Origin of the sequence: Bhargavaea massiliensis, from assembly GCF_018390575.1 — a bacterium.
GTDB classification, from domain to species: Bacteria; Bacillota; Bacilli; order Bacillales_A; family Planococcaceae; genus Bhargavaea; species Bhargavaea massiliensis.
In genome coordinates this window covers 306,607-329,325 of sequence record NZ_JAHBCJ010000004.1, presented here as the reverse complement: position 1 = coordinate 329,325, position 22,719 = coordinate 306,607, and the positions used below count along the sequence as shown (strand labels likewise).

The window sequence follows — 22,719 nt, the reverse complement described above, 5'->3', positions numbered from 1 at the left end:
CTCGGAAGAAAAGGTGGGGAAAAGATGAAATTCTTCCATACGGCCGACTGGCATCTGGGCAAGATTGTCCAAGGGGTGCATATGACGGACGATCAGCGCCATGTCCTTGAGCAACTGACCGAAGCCGCACGGACGGAACAGCCGGATGCCATCATTATCGCGGGTGATCTGTACGACCGGGCGGTGCCGCCGACCGACGCGGTCCGCTTGCTGGATGACGTCCTGTCGGAAATCGTGCTCGGGCTCGGAATTCCGGTCATCGCGGTGTCGGGCAACCATGACAGCCCAAACCGCCTTCATTTCGGCAGCGGATTTATGAAGGAAAAAGGGTTTCATATGACCGGTATCCTGGAACCGGATGCCGCTCCGGTCATCCTGGAAGACGATCACGGTGAAGTGCATTTCCACTGTGTGCCGTTTGCCGACCCATCGGTCGTCCGGGCACTGTATGAAGACGATACGGTTACGAACCATGATGAGGCGATGCGTTGTCTGCTGGAACGCCGCTGCGGGAATTTGGATCCGGCAGCGCGCCATGTGATGATCGGACATGCCTTCGTGACACCCGGCGCGGAACCTGAGGAGAACACAAGCACCTCCGAACGCCCGCTGTCTGTCGGAGGGGCGGAATACGTGGATGCGGGGCGATTTGAGAAGTTCCATTATACTGCACTCGGCCACCTTCACCGGGCCCATGCTGTCGGAAACCCGGTCGTCCGCTATTCCGGATCCCCTCTGAAGTATTCGATTTCCGAGGAGACCCACAACAAGGGCTTCCTTTGCGTGGAACTGGACGGCGATGGGCAGGTAACCGCTGAACACCGTCCGCTGAACCCGCGGCGTGATATGAGGACGGTGGAGGGGACGCTGGCTGAAATTCTTGAGATGCCGCATTCGGAAGACTATGTGTTTGTCCGGCTGCTCGATGAGACGCCTGTCCTGTATCCGATGGAGCGGATCCGTTCCGTCTTTCCGAACGCCCTTCATGTTTCCCGGGTGATGCCTGTCCGCCCTGACGGAACGGACAAGCCGGGCAGACGCACGGAAGAGATGGATGATGCCGCCATGTTCCGGGCATTCCACGAGGAAATCACCGGCAGTGCGCCTGATGAGGAGACCGAAGAGCTCTTCCGGAGCGTGCTGGATGAGCTGCTGGCGGATGAGCGCGAGACAGTGAAGGAGGCGGTGAAACGATGAAGCCGCTGAAGCTGAAAATGACGGCATTCGGACCGTACAAGGAATGCGAAACGATCGACTTCAGGGAACTGGGGGACCGGGGGCTGTTTGCCATCTCGGGTCCGACCGGTTCCGGGAAAACCTCGATATTCGATGCCATCTGCTACGCCCTGTACGGCAAGGCAAGCGGTGAGGAGCGCGAAGACCGGAGCCTCCGCTCCGACTTTGCGGACGACCAAGTACATACGGAAGTCGAGCTCTGGTTTGAATCAGCCGGAGATACGTACCGGATCATGCGCCGCATGCCCCATGTGAAGGCCGGAAACAAAAGCGCGACCGGTGACCGGATCGAACTGTTTAGGATCGACGGGGAATCGGAAAAGCCGGTCACAGACAGACAGATGACGACCGAGGTGAATGCAAAGGTGGCTGAGCTGATCGGCTTCAGCCACGACCAGTTCAGTCAGATCGTCATGCTGCCGCAGGGTGAGTTCCGAAAACTGCTCACTTCCGATACGGAAAACAAAGAAAAGATCTTCCGGAAGATTTTTCGGACGAAGAAATACAAAGACATGGAAGCGGTCCTGAAAGAGCGGAAATCTTCCGTTGAGGCGGAATGGAAAAAATCATCGGGCCGGATTGCCTGGCAGGCCCGGCATCTGCTGGACACGCTGCCGGACCTCAGTGAAGAACTGGCCGCCAGCCTTTCCGATGAACACCCGAACGCGGGGAAAGTGATCGAGGGGCTGTTCAATGAACAGGAGCGCCGGACAGCCGAGACGGAGCAGCTGGCAAAAGAGGTTGAGGAGAGGGAAGTTGATCTCACGGGGGCCAATCGGCGTCTGTCACTTGCAGAGGAACTAAATACTCGTTTGGAAGAATGGGAAGAAAAAAAGCGGCAAATGTCCGAACTGAATAAACGCCTGCCTGAGATGGAGGATAAACGCCGCGCTGTCACTCTTGCACGACTTGCAGCGAGGATCCGTCCTGCTGAAGAGAAATTGGCGGAAGCTGAGCAGGAGCAACAGCAGGCGATTAAGGCCGTCGAACAGGCGGACCAGACGCTTGCCGCGACACAGCAGGCCGAGGCAGAGGCCGCTGCACGGTCATCCGAGCTGAGGGAGCAAGACACGTTGATCGATGCCAAGAGGCGGGAAGCAGAACGACTGGAAGAGGCCCGGCCACGCCTGCACGAGCGGGAACAGGCGCTTCAGGACCTGACAACTGCCGAGGCGGGCCAAAACAGGCTGCTGGAAGAGACGGAGTCGCTACGGACGGATGCCGGAAAGCTCCGGGACAGGCAGGAATCGCTCCGCGAAGACATCTCGGCGCTTGAAGCAGCCCTTGCCGGCACCGATGAACTACACGAACGGCTTACATCAGCCGAGCGGGACGGTGAGTTGCTGGCCGAACATCTCCGCCTCCAGGAAACCGTCAGGAAAACGGCGGAAAACTCAGAGCGGGACGCACGCCTGAAGGAAGAGGCTGAGTCCATGCTGCAGCGGCTGAAACAGCAGCTGCAAGACAGCCAGGCCGCAGCACTTGCCGCTCATCTCCATGACGGCTCGCCATGCCCGGTGTGCGGCAGCGCCGAACATCCTGCACCTGCACGTTCGGCAGATGGTCCGGATGCCGAGGAGCTTGAAGTGGCGGAGGCGGCATTTCTTAAAGCCCAGTCAGATGCAATCAGCTCTGCAGGCGCCCTTAAGATTCAAAACGGCCTATTGGAGCAATCCGCTGACCGCTTGCACGGACGGGGGTTGGAAGCCTCTGATGCTGCCGATCTTCTCTCCAAACGGGAAAAGGAAGCAGAACAGCTGAGGATAGACATCGCAGCAGCCAAGTCCCGCCGAAACCGTCTTGCATCAATGCGGAAAGACGAAGAGACTCTCCGGTTAAAGGCAGACGAGGTGGCAGCCAAACTGGCACAGCTTACGGAGGAGCTGGCCGGCACTTCCAGCCGGATCGCCTCGCTAAAAGCGACAATCGCAGGGCTGGAACAGTCGATTCCGGAAGGCTACGATAATGTCCGCTCGCTTGATGCAAGCCTGTCGGAACTCCGCAATCAGATCGGAAAGCACGATCGTCTCAAGGAACAGCTGGAAGCGGCCGCCACGAAAGCATCGGACAAACGTAAGGCCGCAGAGCAGTCACTTTCTTTTGCCCGCAGCCAGAAAGAAAAAGCGGAAAAGCGGCTCGTTGAAGCGGCTGCCGCATTCCAAGAAAAGCTTGCCGCATCAACGTTCAATTCTTCTGAGGCCTACCGCACGGCACTCATGCCAGATCATCTTGCGGACGAAACGGAAGCAGCCATCCGGGCGTTCGAGAACGACCTGCACGCCGTCAAGTTGAGGGAAAATGAACTCGCCGCAAGCCTTGAAGGTAACGCACGGGAATACCTGGATGGTCTCCGGAAACTTGCTGAAGACACAAAAGCCGCATTCGAGCAGGCTCAGGAACGGCTGATCCATTCCCGCAACACATTGAACACGATCAAAAAAGGCATTGCCGCCATGAGGGAAGCCGCAACCGAAGCGGAAGCGCTCGAGAAAAAACTCGGCAAGGTGGCGGGCCTTCATGACCTCATCCGCGGACAGAACGCCGATAAACTGTCGTTCGAGCGTTACCTTCAGATTGAATATCTGGAGCGTATCTTGCTTGCGGCAAACGAGCGGCTAAAGGATCTGTCAAACGGCCAGTTTGAACTTCTCCGCAGCGACAGGCAGGAAGCCCGCGGACGGCAGAGCGGCCTGGGCATTGATGTGTACGATGCCTATACGGGACAGGCGAGGGATGTCCGGACCCTTTCCGGCGGCGAGAAGTTTAATGCGTCGCTTTCCCTCGCTCTCGGAATGGCGGACGTCATCCAGGGATTCGGCGGGAACATCCGCGTCGATACGATGTTTATCGATGAAGGGTTCGGTTCGCTCGATCCGGAGTCCCTCCAAAAAGCCATCGAAGCGCTGGTCGGTCTGCAGCGAAACGGCCGCGTCGTGGGTGTCATCTCCCATGTCGAAGAGCTCAAATCAGCCATGCCCGCGGTTCTCAAGGTGACCAAGTCAAAGGCGGGCCACAGCTCGACCGAATTTGTATTGAAGTGAACAGAAGCCTTCCTTTGCATGCTGCAGAGGGAGGCTTCCTTTTTGATTAGGGGAGGTACACTCGGCCCGGCAGTCGAATAATAGTGTGCAAGGAGGAGAAAGACATGGAATGGAAGGCATTTGAACAGTTTGCAGAGAAGATCCGGGCGGAGGAAGGAATTCCCGGAATGGCAGTGGGAGTCTCGCACAACGGGGAAGCCCTTTTTGTAAATGGCTTTGGGACAATTGAAGCGGAAGGCACCACAAACGTGACGCCGGACACGATATTCGGAACGGCATCCGTGACGAAATCATTCACGGCGCTTGCCGTACATATTCTGGCTGCGGAAGGGAAGCTCTCGCCTACGGACCCGGTGATTATGCATTTGCCGGAAGCAGGGACGGTTCCTGTTTTAAGGAACGCGACAATCCGTCATCTCCTTTCTCATACAACCGGCATGCCGCCGGTGAAGCGCCGTGAAGAGCTTACAGAGTTCGGTGAGCATATCAGATATCTGGAAAACCTGGCCCTGAAGCCGATCGGTGCACCCGGAGAGCGGATCAGCTATTCAAATGATGCGTTCCTTTTGCTTGGCGCAATCATCGAACGTGTGGCAGGAATGGATTACCGGGAATTTATCATGAAGCGCATTGTCCGGCCTGCCGGTATGAAGAGAACTTCTTTCACGCCTCCCGAGCAAGGGGTGCATTCGAACACCGCTATTCAATACACGGAGAAACTTCTGCCGGTGGACTGGCCGAAACTCGGCAACTACGCAGTCGGCGGCGGCATCCGGTCGACCATGAATGATCTGCTCGTGTACGGAAGATTGTATACGGACCGTGCATTCCGCGAATCCGTGATCGGAGATGTCGATACAGCTGGGATGCAAGAACGTGTTGGCACGGTCGATGGAAACACGTTCTACGGCCACGGCCTGATGGTTACGCCTGACTTCGGAGGCAGCGTCCTCGTCCACCACGGAGGAGGCCAGCCGGGAGTCTCCTCGTCATTCGGATTTCTTCCCGAACAGGGGATCACGGTTGCAGTCCTCACGAACCGGACGGGCGTGTCCGCGGAAAAGCTGATGAAAGGAGCCGCCTTTACGGTGCTCGGAAAGTCTCCTGAAGAAGCGGCTGTCTCCCTTCCGAATATGGCGCAATCTCCAGGTGAACAGATCTCATTCGCCGGATTCTACCGGAATGAAGAAGACCCGGACGGATTCTGTATCCATGCGGATTTAAACAGCTTGACATTGAATTCCGGCGTGCGTGTCGATGAATTGCACCCTGCAGGTCGAGGGTGGTTCGTTAATGGACGGACCGGTAAAAGAATCCGGTTCGAAATCGGCAGCAAGGGGGAAATGACTGCATTCACAGGCCTCCGGATCTATTGGAGAACTTAGCAGGTCCTAATAGACGTAAAAGAGCCATCACTCTCAAAGTGATGGCTCTTTTTTTGGGGGGTTCAGTGGCCTACGGAAAGGCATAGAGTTGTTCTGCCGTAGTATTAATGGAATAAGCCGGATTCACGGGATTTCTTCAGAATCTGGTTCATCCACTTGTTCAAGATGGGTTTAAGGATTGAACCGAAAATCATCATGGCAGCTCCAATCCCGATCAGAGTCGGAATATCCTTTACAATACGAGCTTTAACGACACCTCCGGTCATTTCTCTCATGAGATCGATCGCATAGGTGAACGGCAAGTAAGGACTGATCATCTGGAAGAAGTCAGGCAACAGGACGACCGGATACGTCCCGCCGGAACCCGCTATCTGAAGCACCAGAAGCACAATCGCCATGGCTTTTCCGACGTCCCCGAAAACAGAGACGAGCGTATAAACAATGGACATGAAAACGGTGCTGATCAGAAGGCCTGATAAGATGAATCCAAGCGGTTCAGTAACATCCACACCTAGAATCAGGATATTCCCGATCGTCACGATCAATGCTTGCAGCACTCCAATCAGAAGGAACAGCAGCAGACGCCCGAAATAAACCGTCTTCGGTGAAAATTGTTCCGCATGATGTATGTCCGTCGAAAGCAGAGAGACGAGCAACAAACATCCGACCCATATGGAAAGCACCGTGTAGAACGGAGTCATGCCAGTGCCATAATTTTCGATTGGAAATAACTTGTTCTCATGAAGCCGGATCGGCTCCTCAAAAAAGCTCTTCTCGGCCTCGGGATCGTTCAACAGCAGATCGATGATTTCATTGATGTCCGTTTCTCCCTGTACGGAACGGATCCGGTCCGCCAGTTCGGTGATTTTTGTATAGACATACGGATATTGGTTAAGCGCCTCTTCGATCCCTTGTTCTCCTTCCGACAGGTGGCCGGATGTGCTGGTGATAATCTTTTCGGCCTGAGGAAGGGTGGCTTGAATGCCCGACAGCAGATCCCTTGCCTCCGTCAGCGTGCTGCGGGCATCTTTTATTTCTTTCTGGATCGTCGGTTTAATGGTCTCGTTATATGTTTTCGTATAGCTGTCGATACTGACCGAAACGTTCTGGGCGATCCCCTGAACATCATTCACCCAGCCTTTTGCCTGTTGCACATAGCCGGCGGCCGCCTCATCGACCGCGCGGGCGTTGTCCTGCGCTTCCTGTAGCGCGGATTTCAGCTGCCCGGTTGCCTGGATGGCGTTGTCAAGCGCAGATTGGCCGGCCGCTGATGACTCCGTCTGTCTGCTTTGCAGACCTTCTTCGGGCAATGTCGGAGCCTCTTCCTTATCGGCATCGGGAACGGGGGTTTCCGATGCCTTCTGATTAATCTCTTTTAACAGGAGCAGTTGTTTATGGATGTTATCGACGGATTGTATGGCTTCGGTCATTTTATCATCCAACCCACTTTTGGCTGTATCCAGCTGGGTTGTGTCGAGTTCTGCTTTTTGGATTTCAAGCAGCATGTCGTTGATTTCGCCGGAGACACGGGCGGCCGTCTCCAGATCTTTTTCGATCTGCGGCTCAAGCGCCGCGAGCTGCTGTTCGGCTGTATCCAGGTAACCGAGCGTTCGGTTGACCGTACTGAGACCTTCGGCAGTCAGCCGCTTGGCCTCCGGCATTTTGTTTTCTGCCTGGCTGAGGAGAGCTTGAGCCTGGTCGGCATCGGTCAAAACCGATTCCAGCAATTTTCGGACGCCCGGCAATTTTTCTTCCATGGAAAATACATATTGTTCGAATTTCTCAATGTCAGGAAGATCTGTTTGCAATTCGATGCCCAGCTTGTTGAACATGTCGAAAATAACTTGGTTCACAGTGGAGGTGAACTCTTTGCTGACGGTTTCGACGATGGCAGTTGCGCCTTTTTCAGTGATTTTTGGAGCGATGGAATTGGTTTTTTCATTCACATAGTACTCAATCGTGGCTTTTTTGGGATGTCCGGTCGTCACTGTAGCCAGCTTTTCGGAAAAATCTTCCGGAACGATGATTGCGGCAAAATACTCTCCGTTTTCCACCCGCTTCAGCGCATCTTCCCGCTCTGTGAATTTCCAGTTGATCGTATCGTTTTCTTTGAGCGAATCGACAAGCTGACTGCCGACGTCGATCTCCTCATCGCGAACGGTTGCGCCCTGATCTTCATTGACAATCGCAACCGGCAGCTGATCGGTCTTCCCATAAGGATCCCAGGACGCGTAGATATTAAACCATGCATAAAGAGAGGGAAGGAAGATCAGTCCTCCTACAAGAATTGCTGCAACCCAGTTTGTAGTTAGGTTCCGGATGTCAGTCGTGAAAATCTTCCAAACTTGTTTCATTACAACGCCTCTTATCCTGTTATTGAACTCGTCATGCCGAGTGAAACGTCACCATTTTACCGTGAACCACTGCCAAAGGGCAAAAAAATCATCCGTGCCTGCATTTTTGTGCTCGAATTACGATGATTCGTTGCAGCTATCTACTTTATGAATAACTACAAAAAAGACGATCCGGAGCCCCACGCTCCGGATCGTCTTTTTTAACTTTCCGGCACCGGCTCGTACCTTGCCGGATTCGGGACGAAGTACAATATGATGCCTCCGATGATGAAGAGCACGACGAGGCTGAAGACGCCGGCATTTGTGTTGCCGGTCATCTGAGCCGTGACCCCGACGAGAAGCGGCCCCATGATCGAAGCGAATTTCCCGAAAATGTTGTAGAAGCCGAAAAATTCATTGGAGTTTTCTTTCGGGACAAGCCGTCCAAAGTAGGAGCGGCTAAGTGCCTGGATGCCGCCCTGCGAGGTGCCGACGAGCATCGCGAGCACCCAGAAGTCCGCGACGGAGTCCATCGAGTACGCATAGATGCAGACGAATGTGTAGACGGCGATGCCGACATACAAAATCTGCTTTGTGCCGAACCGGTCGGCGAGACGGCCATAGATGACCGCGAACGGAGCGGCGATGACCTGTGTCACGAACAGCACGATCAGCAGGCTGTTGGCATCGATGCCGAGGTCCGAGCCGTAGGCGGTCGACATGGAGATGATCGTGCCGACACCGTCGATATAGAAGAAGTAGGCAAGCAGGAACAAAAACAGTCCCCGGTATTTCCTGATTTCGCGGAACGTGTTGCCGAGACGCTTGAATGCCTGCGCCACCGGTTTCGGATCAGGTTCGATAAAGTGGATCTGGTGCACATGGCGGAACATCGGCACCGAGAACAGGAGCCACCACACGGCAGTGATCAGGAATGCGGCACGGCTTGCGTTGGTCACGGACAGCGGGATGACGCCGGACTGCGACAACAGGATGATTGCGATTGAAATGATGAACGGGATCGTGCTTCCGATATACCCGATCCCATAGCCAAACGCCGATACCCGGTTCATGCGTTCGGACGTGGAGACGTCAGTGAGGAAAGAGTCGTAAAACACATTCGCCCCTGTCGAACCGAGTGCGGCGAATGTGTAGACGACGAGCAGCATGAGCCAGTTATCTGCTGGGATAAAGGCAAGTGCGGCCGTCGCACCGGTCCCCAGAATAAAGAAGCCTGTGAAGAATCTTTTCTTCATGCCCCGGTAATCGGCAATCGTCCCAAGAATCGGTGCAAGCAGCGCTAAGATGAACGTGAAGATGGAGATGGTGTAGCCGAGATAGGCCGTCGAGTCGGTGGCGCTTACTCCCGCGTTGGTCGCTGCCGCCTTATAAAACAGCGGGAACACGGCCGTCGTGATGATGATGGAATAGGCGGAGTTGGCCCAGTCGTAGAACGCCCAGCTTTTCTCTTGTTTGGTCAGCCGGAATTTCAAATAGCTCCCCCCTCGTGATAAATCGTCACTTGCTACCATTGTATCAATATCGCTTCCCGGAAAGGTTAAGATTCTGAAAAATTTTCCTGTAAAAAGGGACGAAAACAGCAGGATTGGTTCCGGCCCTCTATTTTTAGTATGATGGAACTGTCTATATACGGAATAGGAAGTGGGTAGCATGGGGCATCTCATCGTGTCGGGCCTGACGAAGACCGTCGGGGACAAGACACTGTTCAACGATATCAGCTTCACCATCAACGAAGGGGACCGGATCGGCCTGATCGGCATCAACGGGACCGGAAAGTCGACGCTCTTGTCGATCATCGCCGGAGCGCTGGATGCGGACTCGGCGTCGTTTGACCATCCGAATGACTACCGGATCGCTCATTTGCCGCAGGACCCGCGTCCGGATCCTGAGCACTCGGTGCTTCGTACCGTGTTCGGAGGGGATTCACCGCTGATCCGGCTGAACCGGGAGTACGAAGAGGCGCTTCGCGAACTCGGAACCGATCCGGAAAGCGCAGCGGCCCAGGACCGGTTTGCGAAGCTTCAGAACCGGATGGACTCTGACGGAGGGTGGGACCTGAACGCCCGGGCGAAAACGATCCTTTCGAAATTGGGAATCTCTGATTACGAAGCCATAACCGGCAGCCTCTCAGGAGGTCAGCGCAAACGGGTGGCACTGGCCAAGGTGCTGCTCGAGCCGGCGGATCTCCTGCTCCTGGACGAGCCGACCAACCATCTGGACGTCACATCGATCGAGTGGCTGCAAGATTACTTGAAGCAGATTGGCGGCGCGATTCTTTTCATCACGCACGACCGCTACTTCCTGGATTCGGTCGCGACCAAGATTTACGAGCTGGCCGACCGGACACTTTACAGCCATAGGGGGACCTACTCGGACTTCCTTGAGGCGAAGGCGCTCCGGATCGAGCAGGATGAAGCCACATTCGAGAAAAACAAGAACCGCTACCGAAATGAGCTGAAATGGATCCGTAGGGGTGCCAAAGCCCGCTCGACCAAGCAGAAAGCCCGGATCGGGCGGTTTGAGGAACTGTCGGAGAAAGTGAAAAGGGAGGACGGTCCGGATCCGCTTGATCTGTCGCTTGCGGCATCGCGCCTCGGCAAGAAAGTGCTCGAGGGGGAGCGGATTACAAAAGGATATGGCGGCAGGAACATCATCAACGACTTTTCGTTCCTGCTTCAGGGCGGCGACCGCGTGGCGGTCATCGGACCGAACGGGGCTGGAAAGTCGACGCTCATGAACCTGCTGGCCGGGTCCATCCGGCCGGACAGCGGGGAACTGATCCGCGGCGAGACGGTGAAGATCGCTCATTTCACGCAGCATCTGCCTGAAATGGATCCGAATCAGCGGATCATCGCCTACGTCACGGAGGCTTCGAATGACATCCGGAGACAGGACGGCACCCGTTATTCCGCCGTGCAGATGCTCGAGCAATTCCTTTTCCCGTCGAACGTTCACGGCACGCTGATCGGAAAGCTGTCCGGGGGCGAGCGGAAGCGGCTGTATCTGCTGCGGTTGCTGATCGAACAGCCGAACGTCCTGCTTCTTGACGAGCCGACAAATGACCTCGACCTGGAGACATTGTCCGTGCTCGAGACATTCATCGATTCATTCCCGGGTGTTGTCGTGACGATCTCCCACGACCGGTTCTTCCTGGACCGGACATCCCGAAAGCTGTGGATTCTTGACGGGTCCGGGGAAGTCACACAGGAGCTCGGACTTTATACGGACTACTTGGAGAAAGCGTCAAGGCAGGAGAAACAGACTGCGGCATCGCCTACCCTTTCCGAGAAACCGGCACAGCAGACGGACAAGCCGAAGAAAAAGAAGATGACGCTCGGTGAGAAAAAGGAATGGGAAGAGATCGGCAGCAAGATCGAGGCCGCTGAACAGGCGATTATGGAAGCGGAGGAAGCGCTGGCCGACGCCGGGGCCGATTACGGGAAAGTAAGCGAGATTTCAGCCCGGCTGGATGAGCTCAACAGGGAGTATGAGGCCCTGATCGAACGGTGGAGCTATCTGGAAGAAATCGCCGAAGCATGATTTACAATGGAGGCATCAGACATGAAAATCATTACAATCGAACCGACGCCGAGCCCGAACTCGATGAAAGTCGTGATCGACAGGGAGTTGCCGTTCGGCAAGGCATACAACTATAAGCCGGACAGCCTGGATGAAGCTCCGGAGTTTATCCGGCAGATTTTCAATATCGAAGGCGTGAAAGGCATTTATCACGTCATGGACTTTTTCGCGATCGAGCGGAGCGGCAAGTATGACTGGGAGCCGATCCTGGCCGGTGTCCGCGAAGTGTTCGGAGAGGAGCAGGAAGAGGAAAGCACCGAAGCGGCGGAAGCGGACGAGCACTTTGGCGAATTGTACATCCATGTCCAGCAATATAAAGGCGTCCCGCTCCAGGTAAAAGTGTTCGACGACCGCGGCGAGGAACGATTCGGTCTCGGACAGCGGTTTGTCGACGCGATGAATTCGCTTATGGAAGGGGACGACGAGAACTACATCCTTCAGCGCAAATGGGCGGATTATGGGATCCGGTACGGCGACAAAAAGGAAATCGGCGAAGAGGTCGTCAAGGAGATTGAAGCCGCCTACCCGCAGGAGCGGCTGGATGCCATCATGGAAGCCGGCAGCGAGACGAAAGAATCGCCGGTCCTCGGCCGCCGAAAAGTGACGCTTGACGAGTACCAGGCGGCAGACAGCTGGGAAGAACGGTTCCGTCTGCTGGACCAGCTGCCTGACCCGGATATGTCCGATGTGCCGCTCCTGATGGAAGCACTGAAGGATGAGAAGATGTCCGTCCGCCGCCTGGCCGTCGTTTATCTCGGCATGATTGAGGACCCGGCGGTCGTCCCGTATATCGAGAAGGCGATGGAAGACAAGAGCGCTCCTGTCCGCCGCACGGCAGCCGACGCGATGAGCGACCTCGGATTCCCTGAATTCGAGGACCTCGCCATCCGCACGCTCAAGGACAAAAGCAAAATCGTCCGCTGGCGCGGTGCGATGTACCTGTACGAAACCGGTACGGAAAAAGCGCTCCCTGCCCTGAAGGAAATGGAAGACGATCCGGAATTCGAGGTCAAGCTCCAGGCGAAGATGGCCGAGGCGCGCATCGAGGGCGGGGAGGAAGCAAAGGGATCGATGTGGAAACAGATGACCGAGATGAGAACGAAAGCGAAAGGGGAATGAACGATGGAAGCATATGAAGCGTACATGAAACAGGTGGCGGAACCGATGCGCCGCGAACTGACAGGACAGGGGTTCCAGGAACTGACGACAGCCGAGGAAGTGGATGCATTCATGGCGTCGGCAGAGGGCACATCACTCGTCGTCATCAACTCCGTCTGCGGCTGCGCGGCAGGACTTGCGCGCCCTGCGGTAACAGGGGCGCTGGAGGAACTGGACAAAAAACCAGAGAACCTCGTCACAGTGTTCGCAGGGCAGGACCGGGAAGCGACAGAGAAAATGCGTGGCTATTTCGAAGAAGTGCCTCCGAGTTCTCCGTCAATTGCGGTGCTTGAAGGCTCCGAGCTAAAATACTTTATTCCGCGTGAGCAGATCGAAGACCATGACCTGGAGCAGGTCCAGTCACACATATCCGGAGTTCTCCGGCAGATGGTGAAGTGAATCTGCCCATCGTCACCACCGGCCAGCATCCGGACGGTGAGAGTGTCCGGCTTGCAACGCAAGTGGCGGGTGAAATCGGCACAGAATTTGAGCCGCGCAAAAAACGTTCTGTCAGGAAACTCATGCGGGAATATGGCCGGCCGGTCGTCGTTGCCGGCAAGGAGCGGTATGAGTACCACACCAACCCTGATGTGAAGCCGCTGTTTTTCCACCCGGGCCTTGCCGCCATCCGTATCAAACGGCTGCAGCGCGGAGGAAATGACGCCATGGTCGATGTGTGTGGCCTGAGGGCGGGAGAGTTGTTTCTCGACTGCACGATGGGCCTTGCATCGGACAGTACCGTCGCTTCATTTGTCACTGGCCCCTCCGGTCTGGTGACAGCCTGTGAAGCGGACCCGATTGTCACTTATATTGTCGGGCATGGACTGGCGACCTACACCGACTCACCGGAAGAGGTGCTGGAGGCCATGCACCGGATCGATGTCCGGAATGCGAAAGCGGCCGATTTTCTGGAAAGCTGCGAGACGGGCAGCTACGATGTCGTTTACTTGGATCCGATGTTCGAGGAAGCGATCGAGGAAGCGGCCGCTTTTGCGCCGCTCCGTTCCGCCGGCGTCCATGATCGGCCGGACGACCGGTTGTTTACGGAAGCTGTGCGGGTCGCCAGGCGGAGAGTCGTGCTGAAAGCCCACTACCGCTCGGAGCTGTTCGACCGGTACGGCTTCACACGCATCGACCGCCCGAACACAAAGTTTCATTATGGTTATATAGAAGTTTGACCAGAGACAAAACCCGCCGTGCCCAATATTGCACGGCGGGTTTTGATGATCGCTTAAAGAAAATGATGTGAGTTTCTGTAATCAAATGAGCCCGGAAGATACAAGGAGATATCGCAATGTGTGACCAATTTGAACAGGAACTTGAACGGCTTCATCAGATCCACGATGCCCGCGAGCGGACAAGGGCAAAAATAGACCTGCTCCTTGAACAGATCCCTAAGGGAATCGAGGAGGCGGAAGCGGGCAACACGGAAGCCGCGGCCATTTACCTTTCGGCAACCCATAAGATTCTGTCTGCCGCCCTGTTGAAGAGGAAAATGCCTACAACCGGCTGATGGATCAAAAAGCGGTTTCCGTAACTATAGAAGAAACTCCCTGAGCGGTATGCTCAGGGAGTTTCTCGTGCCCCGAAAAGGGGGGCGTTTGATTGCTGATCAGTGGGTGAAGTTGAAGTAGCTCAGATAGGCAAGAAGCCCGAGGAAGCCGATTCCGATCCAGATGCTTGCGTCCATCATTGTACCTCCTTTGGAGCTTGGGAACTATTTATATTCAGTCCTCGTCTATTGTACAATGAAAACAGCGAGAAGGAAACCACTATACAAAACAGAGGCAGGATCTGCCGGCCAATAGAAGAAAACGGGGGGAAGACCATGAAGAAGTGGATCCAGAAATCACTGATGGCTGCCGTTGCGCTTGTCACCTTCGGCTTTATTACTCCGAGCCATGAAATCTGGGATCAGCTGCTGGACGAACGTGGCCAGAAGGAGATTGCAGGCACTACCGGCGCCGCTGTTGCTGCAGAATTGCCGGCAACGCTTATAGAATCTGATGAAGCACCATTTTCGGAGCTGGCAAAAGTTGCAGCGCGTGATCAATCCTACGAAAAATTCGGTTCCAAAATCGGGCCGGCAATCTCCGGCGAGTTCGATCAGGTCATCCTCCCGAAGATTGAAGAAGCGATCGAGATGACGCTCGCTACTATTGATGATGATGCGGTCCGCTCACTTTCCATCAGCGAACAGCCGGCAGGCGGCTATTCGGAAAAAATCTTTCACATTTTCGACACAGAAAGCGGCGAGGACCTGATCCGCTTCCACGTCCGGACGGACAAGCGTCCGCTCGACGGGTATTTCTTCAATTTTCACTATCACACTTCTGAAGACGGATATAGCCGCCATATCGAGCTGGGCGATATCTTCTGGTCCAAAAATACACCGCCGAAATGGCTGTCGTGAAGATCTGAATGGGACTTATTTCCCAGTCGGGTCTTTTCTTTATTCCCTTCCGATTCTCCCGTACAATAAGAATGCGGAAACCTGTTTTTCCGGAAAGAAGACATACATAAAAATCCTGCATGGAGTACGGTCCGGATTCGGACCATGGGAGGTTGAATCGATGGAGCAATACCTGCAGCTTTGCAGAACGATTTTGGAAAACGGGACAGACAAGGGGGATCGCACGGGTACCGGGACTCGGAGCATTTTCGGCCATCAGATGCGGTTCGGCCTGAGTGATGGGTTCCCGCTCTTGACAACGAAAAAAACAGCGTTCCGCCTGATTGTCTCGGAACTGCTCTGGTTCATCAAAGGGGACACCAATGTCCGGACACTGATCGCGGAAAAAAACCCGATCTGGGATGAATGGGCATTCGAAAAATACGTGAAAAGCGAGGAATACAGCGGTCCCGACATGACAGACTTCGGCCGCCGTGCAGCAAAGGATCCAGAATTCAAGGAAATTCTGAATGAGGAAATGGATAAGTTCCGTGAAAAGGTGCTGTCGGATGACCGGTTCGCGGAAGCTTATGGAGACCTCGGACCTGTCTACGGCAGGCAGTGGCGTTCGTGGCCGGACGGGCGCGGCGGGACAATCGACCAACTCAAGAACGTCATTGAATCGATCCGGAACAACCCGGATTCCCGGCGCCATATCGTGAGTGCATGGAATCCGGCTGAGGTGGAAGACATGGCGCTGCCGCCGTGCCACACATTGTTCCAGTTTTATGTGGCTGACGGCAAGCTTTCCTGCCAGCTTTACCAGCGCAGTGCGGATGTTTTCCTCGGGGTGCCGTTCAACATCGCTTCCTATGCGCTCCTGACCCATCTGATCGCACGCGAAACCGGACTTGAACCGGGAGAATTCATCCACACGCTCGGCGATGCGCATATCTACTCCAATCACTTCGACCAGGTGAACGAGCAGCTGTCCCGCGAACCGAGAAAGTTGCCTAAGCTGGTCATTGAGACTGGCGATAAGTCGATCTTCGAGCTGGAAACGTCGGACATCCGCGTGGATGGATACGATCCGCACCCGAGGATCAAAGCGCCGATTGCAGTCTGATCAAAAGGAGGACTATTGATGATTTCCTATATTGTGGCACACGATCCGGATCTCGTGATCGGAAAAGACAATCAGTTGCCGTGGCATCTGCCTGGTGACCTGGCTTATTTTAAAAAACAGACGATGGGCAAGGCAATGGTCATGGGACGCAAGACGTTCGAATCGATCGGCCGTCCGCTCCCCGGGCGTCTGAATATCGTCGTCACCCGCAATCCAGACTATTGCGCGGACGGTGCGGTTGTCGTGAACTCCATTGAGGAAGCGATCAGCCGGGCAGAAGAATATGCGCCGGAAGTGATGGTCATCGGTGGCGCGGGACTGTTCAATGAACTGATGGAGCGGGCGGACCGGCTCTACATCACACTCATCAAGCAGCCGTTCGACGGAGATACCTATTTCCCCGACTACAAGGAAGGCTGGGTTCTCGTTTCCCGGTCGGAAGAACATGAATCAGGTGACGGCATCCGGTATGACTACCGGATTTACGAAAGGAAGCAGACTCTTTGAACGTGGTACGATCCATCCGGACATATGGCTATCTTTTCGGTTATCTGCCTTTTACCATCCCGGCCCTCAGGAAAGTTCGCCGGATCAAGCACAATGCTTCTCCGGAACAGCTGGCCGATACGGTCAGCAGGGAGCCGAGAAAGTGGGCAACCGGTATTTTGAACAGGACAAACAGTGACATCAGCATGTCGATCCGAGAGGCATTGCCGGACGGCCCGGTGCTGTTCGTCAGCAACCATGAAGGAAACTTTGACATCCCGGTTTTAATCTCCCGTCTGCCGAAGCCGTTCGGATTCATGTCGAAAGAAGAAGTCAGGAAACTGCCGGTTATCCGAAAGTGGATGGAAGAAATGAACTGCGTATTCATTGACCGGTCGGACAGGCGCAGCGCCGTCCGTTCCATCCGGGATATGGCGGAAAAACTCCGTTCCGGTCATTCCATGCTGATCTTCCCTGAGGGGACGAGGAGCCGGGGCGGAAAGCCGGGCGACTTCAAGACCGGATTCGTCCGTATCGCGAAAGAGGGCGGTGTCCCGATCGTCCCGGTCGCCATCCATGGAACTTCAAGCATCATGGAGCAGAACAACAACCGGATCCGTCCGGCCCATGTCACGGTGGATGTTCTGGAGCCGATCAGCCACCAGGAGATCCTCGGCCGATCAGCAGCAGAAATCACCCGGCTCATCCAAGACAGGATCCGCGAAGCTACGGCAGAACGGGCCGCGGAAAAACGGCAACAGGAACCCGGCAGGACGGCTTAAATCCGGACAAACGAAAAGACAGCCGGGAACCCGGCTGCCTTTCACGCATAAAGCAATATGGAAATATACATCGCGGCGCTTCCGCCGATGACGAACAGGTGCCAGATGGCATGGTTGTAAGGAATTCGGCGCCAGGCATAGAAGATGGCACCGACGGTATACAACAGGCCGCCGATGACGAGCAACGTAATCCCGCCGGTGCCGATCACCGCATGGAGAGGGCGGATTGCAAAGACAATCAGCCAGCCCATTGCGATATAGAAGATGAGGGATACCGCTTCATACCGGTGGATAAAGAATACCTTGAACAGAATTCCCAGGATTGCAAGTCCCCATACGATACCGAACAGGGTCCAGCCAAGCGCCCCGCCGAGTGAGGTCAATACGAGCGGGGTGTAGGTGCCCGCAATCAGCACATAAATCGACGAATGGTCGAGGATTGAAAAGAATCGCTTATATTTGGCTGGCATACTATGAAGCAATGTCGACATGAGGTACAGAACCAGCATCGACACGCCGAAAATGGTATAGGCGGTCACATGAAGTGCAGACCGATATTCGCTTCCTTTCAGGATGAGGAAGACAAGTGCGGGAATGCTCAGGACGAAACCGAGTGCGTGCGTGATGGCATTCCACAACTCTTCCCTGTTGTTTTTGTAGTCAAAGGCCAATGCCTCCACCTCTCTTTTCTTGACTTTGCCGTCCGCCGGATTCTATTCTTCTCTTACCACCAATACCAGCAAGCGAATCAGCGCAATCTTAAGGGGCGACAAGATGACAACCATTCATATCGTAACAGACTCAACAGCAGATATCAGCAGGGAGACCGTCCGCGAGCTCGGCATCCACGTCGTGCCGCTTTCCATCCAGATCGGCGGCCAAACGTACGTGGATCAGGTCGATCTGTCTCCGGAAGAATTCCTGGACATGATGGGGAAAAGCGAGGAACTGCCGAAGAGTTCCCAGCCGCCCGTCGGTGTATTCAAGGAACTGTACGAGCTTCTCGGTAAGGACGGCGGAAAGATCCTGTCCATCCATATGACCGGCGGCATGAGCGGGACCGTCGAGTCGGCACGTGCGGCAGCCGAACTGGCCGATGCCGACGTAACCGTGATCGATTCGGAGTTCATCTCCTTCGGCCTGTCGTTCCAGGTTCTTGAAGCTGCCAAAATGGCGAAGGACGGGAAAGACTTCGAGCAGATTTTGGAGCGGGTTGACACGATCCGGAAAAACACCGCACTGTATGTGGTGGTGGATACACTTGAAAACCTCGTCAAGGGCGGCAGAATCGGAAAAGGGAAGGCCATGATCGGCTCGCTTATGAACATCAAGCCGATTGCGGCCCTGAAGGACGGGGTCTATACACCTGTAGGGAAGGCAAGAAGTCACAAGCAGGTTGTGCGACAACTGTTCAAAAGCTTCAAAGAGCAGACGGTCGGCCGCAAGCTCCGGGCAGTCGGCATCTCGCATGCTAACGGCCTGGCGATGGCAGACCCGCTCAAGCAAATGATTGAAGAGGACGGATTCAATGACGTGAAGATGATGTTCACTTCTCCCGTCATCAGTACCCATACCGGTCCCGGTGCGATTGGATTCATGTATTACTGGGACTGAGCATGGTAGTCGGGGAGCCTGCGGTTCCCCGTTTTTTGTTTCGAAAAGGGGAATAGAGAAATGAAAAAATGGATTTGGATGCTGGCTGCAGTCCTTTTCCTGACCGGCTGCATACCGGGAGGCGATCCGGGCAGCTTTGGGAAGATTGGCGAAAGCGGCTTCGGCGAATATGTCGTGCCGCCGACTTTTGCACCGAGGACTGTCGTGCTGGTGGGGCTCGGGGACTCCCTCACACAGGGAGTCGGAGATGAAAGGAAACGGGAAGGATACGTCGGGCGTCTCGCGGTTAGGATGGAGGAGTGGAAAGGCGTCAAAAATGTGGAGGTTCGGAACCTGGCCAAGCGGGGCCGCAGAAGCGATCAGCTTGAAGAGCAGCTTTCCGACCCCAGGGTCAGGGAGGCCGTCGCCGAGGCAGACATCCTGACACTGACCATCGGCGGAAACGACCTGATGAAGGTCATCAAGAAGGATTTGTTCAATCTCGACGCGAAAGCCTTTGAAGGCAAGCTGGAACCGTTCATGGACCGCCTGTCGACTTCGCTGTTCCAGGTCCGCAGGGCCAATCCGGATGCCGTACTCATTATCATGGGGCTCTATAACCCCCTGACGGTCGTGACCGACGAAGAAAGCGACTTTGACCGGATCCTTTCCGAATGGAACAGCGTCCTCGAAGACGCTGCGGTTGCGGACGGGAGGGCATGTTTCGTCCCTGTGGACGACTTGTTCGTCTCCAACCGCGATCTGGTTTACCACACTGACTTTTTCCATCCGAACAGCAAAGGGTACAGCCGTATGACAGACCGGATCATGGAATCTCTGTCCCGTTGCGGTTTGAACAGGCTGTCCGGCGGGGAATTGGAGTTTTGAGAGGGGGATGCCGGTTGAACAAATGGAAAATCGCGTTTTTTCTTTTGGCTGCACTGATCGTTACCGGCGTCCTGGCGTTTATTTTCTGGATCAGCCGGCCGGTCGAAGGGACTCCGCTCCCCGAGGCCGCTCCGGCCGGCGAAGAGGTGGACAGGCTGACCGTGAAGGCAACCCGGGAAGACCTGGAGGGCATCGCCAATACGTATATCCGGCAGGCCATCAACAATGACCGGATTCCCGTCACGCTGGAATTCGAGGACGATGTGCTCCTTGTTTCCGAACTGACGGTATTTGCCGTACAGTTGCCGGTCATGATGCATTTTGAGCCGGTGGTGCTTGAAGATGGCAACTTGTCACTCAAGCAGAAATCGGTGGAGGTCGGGAACTTGACGATTCCGCCTTCGACCATTCTCAAGCTTCTCGGCGATACGGTCGGGATGCCGGCCTGGATGATCGTGCGCCCGAAGGAAGAGGAACTGTTTATCGACCTGTCCAGGCTTCCTGTATCAGGGGGCATCCAGGTGAGGGCAAAAGAAATCAATCTTCCGCAGGATGAAATCGAGCTTGAGATTCTCATTCCGCGGAAATAGGAGGCATATATGGCAACCGAAAAAGCAACATTTGCAGGGGGCTGCTTCTGGTGCATGGTGAAGCCGTTCCACAAATATGACGGGGTGGAAGCGGTCGTGTCCGGCTACACCGGCGGGCATGTGCCGAATCCGACTTACCGCCAGGTGTGCTCGGAGACGACCGGCCACTATGAGGCGGTCGAAATCACGTTTGATCCCGACATCATCTCGTATTCGGAGCTGCTCGATGTTTTCTGGCGTCAGATCGACCCGACCGATCCCGGCGGACAATTTTTCGACCGCGGGGATTCCTACAGGACGGCAATCTTTTATCATAACGAGGACCAGCGTGAAGCCGCGGAGCGCTCTAAGGAAGAGCTGGAAGCATCCGCCCGGTTTGACGGCCCCATTGCAGCCAAGATTCTCCCTGCCAAGGAATTTTACCCGGCGGAAGAAGAACACCAGGATTACTATCTGAAAAACCCGGCCCATTACAACCGCTATTTCGCGGGTTCGGGAAGAAAAGCGTTCCAGGAGACCATGTGGGAGGAGTGACACGATGAACAAAGAAGATCTGAAGCAGAAACTGACACCGATGCAGTATAAGGTCACCCAGGAAAATGGAACGGAGCCGCCGTTCCAGAACGAGTATGATGCCCATTTCGATGATGGAATCTATGTCGACATTGTCTCAGGCAAACCCCTGTTTTCATCCAAAGACAAATACGATGCCGGCTGCGGCTGGCCAAGCTTTACGAAGCCGATCGAAGACATGGAAGTCACAGAGCACTTTGACACCAGCTACGGAATGCGCCGTACGGAAGTACGCAGCAAAACTGCCGACTCCCACCTCGGCCACGTCTTTCCGGACGGACCGAGGGAAGCGGGCGGACTGCGCTATTGCATCAATTCCGCAGCCCTCCGCTTTGTGCCGAAGGACAAGCTGGAAGAGGAAGGATACGGAAACTATCTGAAGCTGTTTGGGGAATGAGCTTTCCGGCCAGGCAGTTTCCGGAACAATACGGAAGGGCGGTGGTCCGGTGAGGCGGACATTTTATCAGTACCTCATGTCCCATCGGGGAGGGCCGAGAAATGATCCGAGAGCGCTATTTGCAGAAGCGGCTTTTCTCGACCATGGGTTCCCGAAGACGGAAACCGGATTTGACCCGCTGTCGCGATATCTGGAGGAGCGGGCGGACCCGGACATGCCTTCACGTGTTTTCGACGAACTTTGGGAAGAATACCGGGAAACCGACTAAAACCAGGCGTCCGTTTATGGCGGACGCCTGTGTTGTGATTGCGGGCGTTCCCAAAACACGATATGATGGAAAAGAATTTGTGAAAGCGGGGTTTGACCAAATGAGTGTACACATCAATGCAAAAAAAGGCGATATCGCCGATACGATCCTGTTGCCGGGCGATCCGCTACGTGCAAAGTACATTGCTGAGACATTCCTTGAAGATGTCGTTCAGTACAATGAAGTCCGGAATATGTTCGGCTACACGGGTACTTACAAAGGCAAGCGGATCTCCGTGCAGGGAACAGGCATGGGTGTTCCGTCAATCTCCATCTACATCACGGAACTGATGCAGGAATATGACGTCCAGAAGCTGATCCGTGTCGGAACGTGCGGGGCGATCCAGAAAGACGTCAAGGTCCGCGACGTCATCCTTGCCCAGAGTGCTTCGACAAACTCGAAGATGAACGAAATCATCTTCAAGGGGATCGACTACGCTCCGACTGCGGATTTCGACTTGCTCCTGAAAGCATACGAGGCAGGACGCGAAAAGGGCCTTCATCTGAAAGTCGGCAACGTATTTACAGAAGACCTCTTCTACAGTGAAGATGCGGAACACGAAAAGTGGGCAAGCTACGGCGTGCTTGCTGTCGAGATGGAAACGGCAGCACTTTATACGCTCGCCGCAAAATTCGGCCGCCAGGCACTTGCCGTCCTGACTGTCAGCGATCACATCCTTACGGGCGAAGCAACATCCTCAGAGGAGCGGCAGACGACATTCAACGAAATGATCGAAGTCGCCCTCGATGCGGCCATCCAGGAATGACCCGGATCGACTGCCATCGGACGGTGGCGGTCTTTTCCGCATATCGGCCCGTGCACGAAGTGCGGG

22 protein-coding genes are annotated in these 22,719 nt (G+C 55.0%); 19 read left to right on the top strand and 3 right to left on the bottom strand.

Going from position 1 to position 22,719, the window contains the following annotated elements:
* The first annotated feature begins 24 nt into the window (after positions 1–24).
* The 3 genes from KHA84_RS08460 to KHA84_RS08450 all read left to right on the top strand — a co-directional run bounded on the left by KHA84_RS08460 (position 25) and on the right by KHA84_RS08450 (position 5,662).
* Positions 25–1,197, top strand: coding sequence for an exonuclease SbcCD subunit D (locus KHA84_RS08460; RefSeq protein WP_213423087.1), 1,173 nt, complete (start codon positions 25–27; stop codon positions 1,195–1,197).
* Positions 1,194–4,277 (top strand): AAA family ATPase, encoded by a 3,084-nt coding sequence (locus KHA84_RS08455; RefSeq protein WP_213423086.1) that lies wholly within the window; start codon positions 1,194–1,196, stop codon positions 4,275–4,277. The genes KHA84_RS08460 and KHA84_RS08455 overlap by 4 nt, the downstream gene beginning before the upstream one ends.
* 104 nt (positions 4,278–4,381) lie before the next feature.
* Positions 4,382–5,662: a serine hydrolase domain-containing protein gene (locus KHA84_RS08450; RefSeq protein WP_213423085.1), complete on the top strand. Its 1,281-nt coding sequence runs from the start codon at positions 4,382–4,384 to the stop codon at positions 5,660–5,662.
* Positions 5,663–5,766: 104 nt separating this feature from the next.
* Here the strand turns inward: KHA84_RS08450 and KHA84_RS08445 are convergent, their stop codons facing one another.
* Both KHA84_RS08445 and KHA84_RS08440 read right to left on the bottom strand, forming a co-directional pair.
* A complete protein-coding gene (locus tag KHA84_RS08445; protein ID WP_213423084.1) occupies positions 5,767–8,016 on the bottom strand; it encodes a YhgE/Pip domain-containing protein in 2,250 nt (749 codons plus the stop codon).
* A gap of 200 nt (positions 8,017–8,216) precedes the next feature.
* Positions 8,217–9,527, bottom strand: a complete 1,311-nt coding sequence (locus KHA84_RS08440; protein ID WP_213423083.1) for an MFS transporter — start codon at positions 9,525–9,527, stop codon at positions 8,217–8,219.
* A gap of 139 nt (positions 9,528–9,666) precedes the next feature.
* Here KHA84_RS08440 and KHA84_RS08435 point away from each other — a divergent pair, with 139 nt between their 5' ends.
* From KHA84_RS08435 to KHA84_RS08395, 9 genes are all read left to right on the top strand, one after another.
* Complete coding sequence (locus KHA84_RS08435) at positions 9,667–11,556, top strand: ABC-F family ATP-binding cassette domain-containing protein (RefSeq protein WP_213423082.1); 1,890 nt, start codon at positions 9,667–9,669, stop codon at positions 11,554–11,556.
* 21 nt (positions 11,557–11,577) lie between these two features.
* A complete protein-coding gene (locus KHA84_RS08430; protein ID WP_213423081.1) occupies positions 11,578–12,714 on the top strand; it encodes a conserved virulence factor C family protein in 1,137 nt (378 codons plus the stop codon).
* Positions 12,715–12,717: 3 nt separating this feature from the next.
* Positions 12,718–13,152 carry a BrxA/BrxB family bacilliredoxin gene (locus KHA84_RS08425; protein ID WP_213423080.1) on the top strand — a complete coding sequence of 145 codons (435 nt, stop codon included), beginning with the start codon at positions 12,718–12,720 and terminating at the stop codon, positions 13,150–13,152.
* Positions 13,149–13,931: a class I SAM-dependent methyltransferase gene (locus KHA84_RS08420; RefSeq protein ID WP_213423079.1), complete on the top strand. Its 783-nt coding sequence runs from the start codon at positions 13,149–13,151 to the stop codon at positions 13,929–13,931. Before KHA84_RS08425 ends, KHA84_RS08420 begins: the two co-directional genes overlap by 4 nt.
* A gap of 116 nt (positions 13,932–14,047) precedes the next feature.
* A complete protein-coding gene (locus KHA84_RS08415) occupies positions 14,048–14,266 on the top strand; it encodes a hypothetical protein (RefSeq protein WP_213423078.1) in 219 nt (72 codons plus the stop codon).
* Between the two features lie 315 nt (positions 14,267–14,581).
* Positions 14,582–15,166: a YpjP family protein gene (locus KHA84_RS08410; RefSeq protein WP_213423077.1), complete on the top strand. Its 585-nt coding sequence runs from the start codon at positions 14,582–14,584 to the stop codon at positions 15,164–15,166.
* 160 nt (positions 15,167–15,326) lie between these two features.
* On the top strand, positions 15,327–16,271 hold the full coding sequence (locus tag KHA84_RS08405) for a thymidylate synthase (RefSeq protein WP_213423076.1): 945 nt from the start codon (positions 15,327–15,329) through the stop codon (positions 16,269–16,271).
* A gap of 18 nt (positions 16,272–16,289) precedes the next feature.
* On the top strand, positions 16,290–16,778 hold the full coding sequence (locus KHA84_RS08400; protein WP_213423075.1) for a dihydrofolate reductase: 489 nt from the start codon (positions 16,290–16,292) through the stop codon (positions 16,776–16,778).
* A 2-nt stretch (positions 16,779–16,780) separates the two neighbouring features.
* On the top strand, positions 16,781–17,539 hold the full coding sequence (locus KHA84_RS08395) for a lysophospholipid acyltransferase family protein (protein WP_336511122.1): 759 nt from the start codon (positions 16,781–16,783) through the stop codon (positions 17,537–17,539).
* 41 nt (positions 17,540–17,580) lie between these two features.
* On the opposite strand, the gene trhA is transcribed toward KHA84_RS08395, so the two are convergent.
* Positions 17,581–18,210 carry a PAQR family membrane homeostasis protein TrhA gene (trhA, locus tag KHA84_RS08390; RefSeq protein WP_213423073.1) on the bottom strand — a complete coding sequence of 210 codons (630 nt, stop codon included), beginning with the start codon at positions 18,208–18,210 and terminating at the stop codon, positions 17,581–17,583.
* 103 nt (positions 18,211–18,313) lie between these two features.
* On the opposite strand from trhA, the gene KHA84_RS08385 reads away from it, so the two are divergent.
* From KHA84_RS08385 to deoD, 7 genes are all read left to right on the top strand, one after another.
* Positions 18,314–19,153 carry a DegV family protein gene (locus KHA84_RS08385; protein ID WP_213423072.1) on the top strand — a complete coding sequence of 280 codons (840 nt, stop codon included), beginning with the start codon at positions 18,314–18,316 and terminating at the stop codon, positions 19,151–19,153.
* Positions 19,154–19,213: 60 nt separating this feature from the next.
* Entirely contained in the window at positions 19,214–20,020 is an 807-nt protein-coding gene (locus KHA84_RS08380; protein WP_236823187.1) for an SGNH/GDSL hydrolase family protein, read from the top strand.
* Positions 20,021–20,034: 14 nt separating this feature from the next.
* The gene (locus tag KHA84_RS08375; protein ID WP_213423071.1) at positions 20,035–20,610 is read left to right on the top strand and encodes a YpmS family protein; all 576 of its coding nucleotides are present in this window, start codon (positions 20,035–20,037) and stop codon (positions 20,608–20,610) included.
* 9 nt (positions 20,611–20,619) lie between these two features.
* On the top strand, positions 20,620–21,144 hold the full coding sequence (gene msrA / locus KHA84_RS08370; protein ID WP_213423070.1) for a peptide-methionine (S)-S-oxide reductase MsrA: 525 nt from the start codon (positions 20,620–20,622) through the stop codon (positions 21,142–21,144).
* A gap of 4 nt (positions 21,145–21,148) precedes the next feature.
* Positions 21,149–21,580, top strand: coding sequence for a peptide-methionine (R)-S-oxide reductase MsrB (gene msrB, locus KHA84_RS08365; protein ID WP_213423069.1), 432 nt, complete (start codon positions 21,149–21,151; stop codon positions 21,578–21,580).
* A 49-nt stretch (positions 21,581–21,629) separates the two neighbouring features.
* The gene (locus KHA84_RS08360) at positions 21,630–21,848 is read left to right on the top strand and encodes a YozE family protein (RefSeq protein WP_213423068.1); all 219 of its coding nucleotides are present in this window, start codon (positions 21,630–21,632) and stop codon (positions 21,846–21,848) included.
* Positions 21,849–21,948: 100 nt separating this feature from the next.
* Positions 21,949–22,653, top strand: a complete 705-nt coding sequence (gene deoD / locus KHA84_RS08355; protein WP_213423067.1) for a purine-nucleoside phosphorylase — start codon at positions 21,949–21,951, stop codon at positions 22,651–22,653.
* Positions 22,654–22,719: the final 66 nt, after the last annotated feature.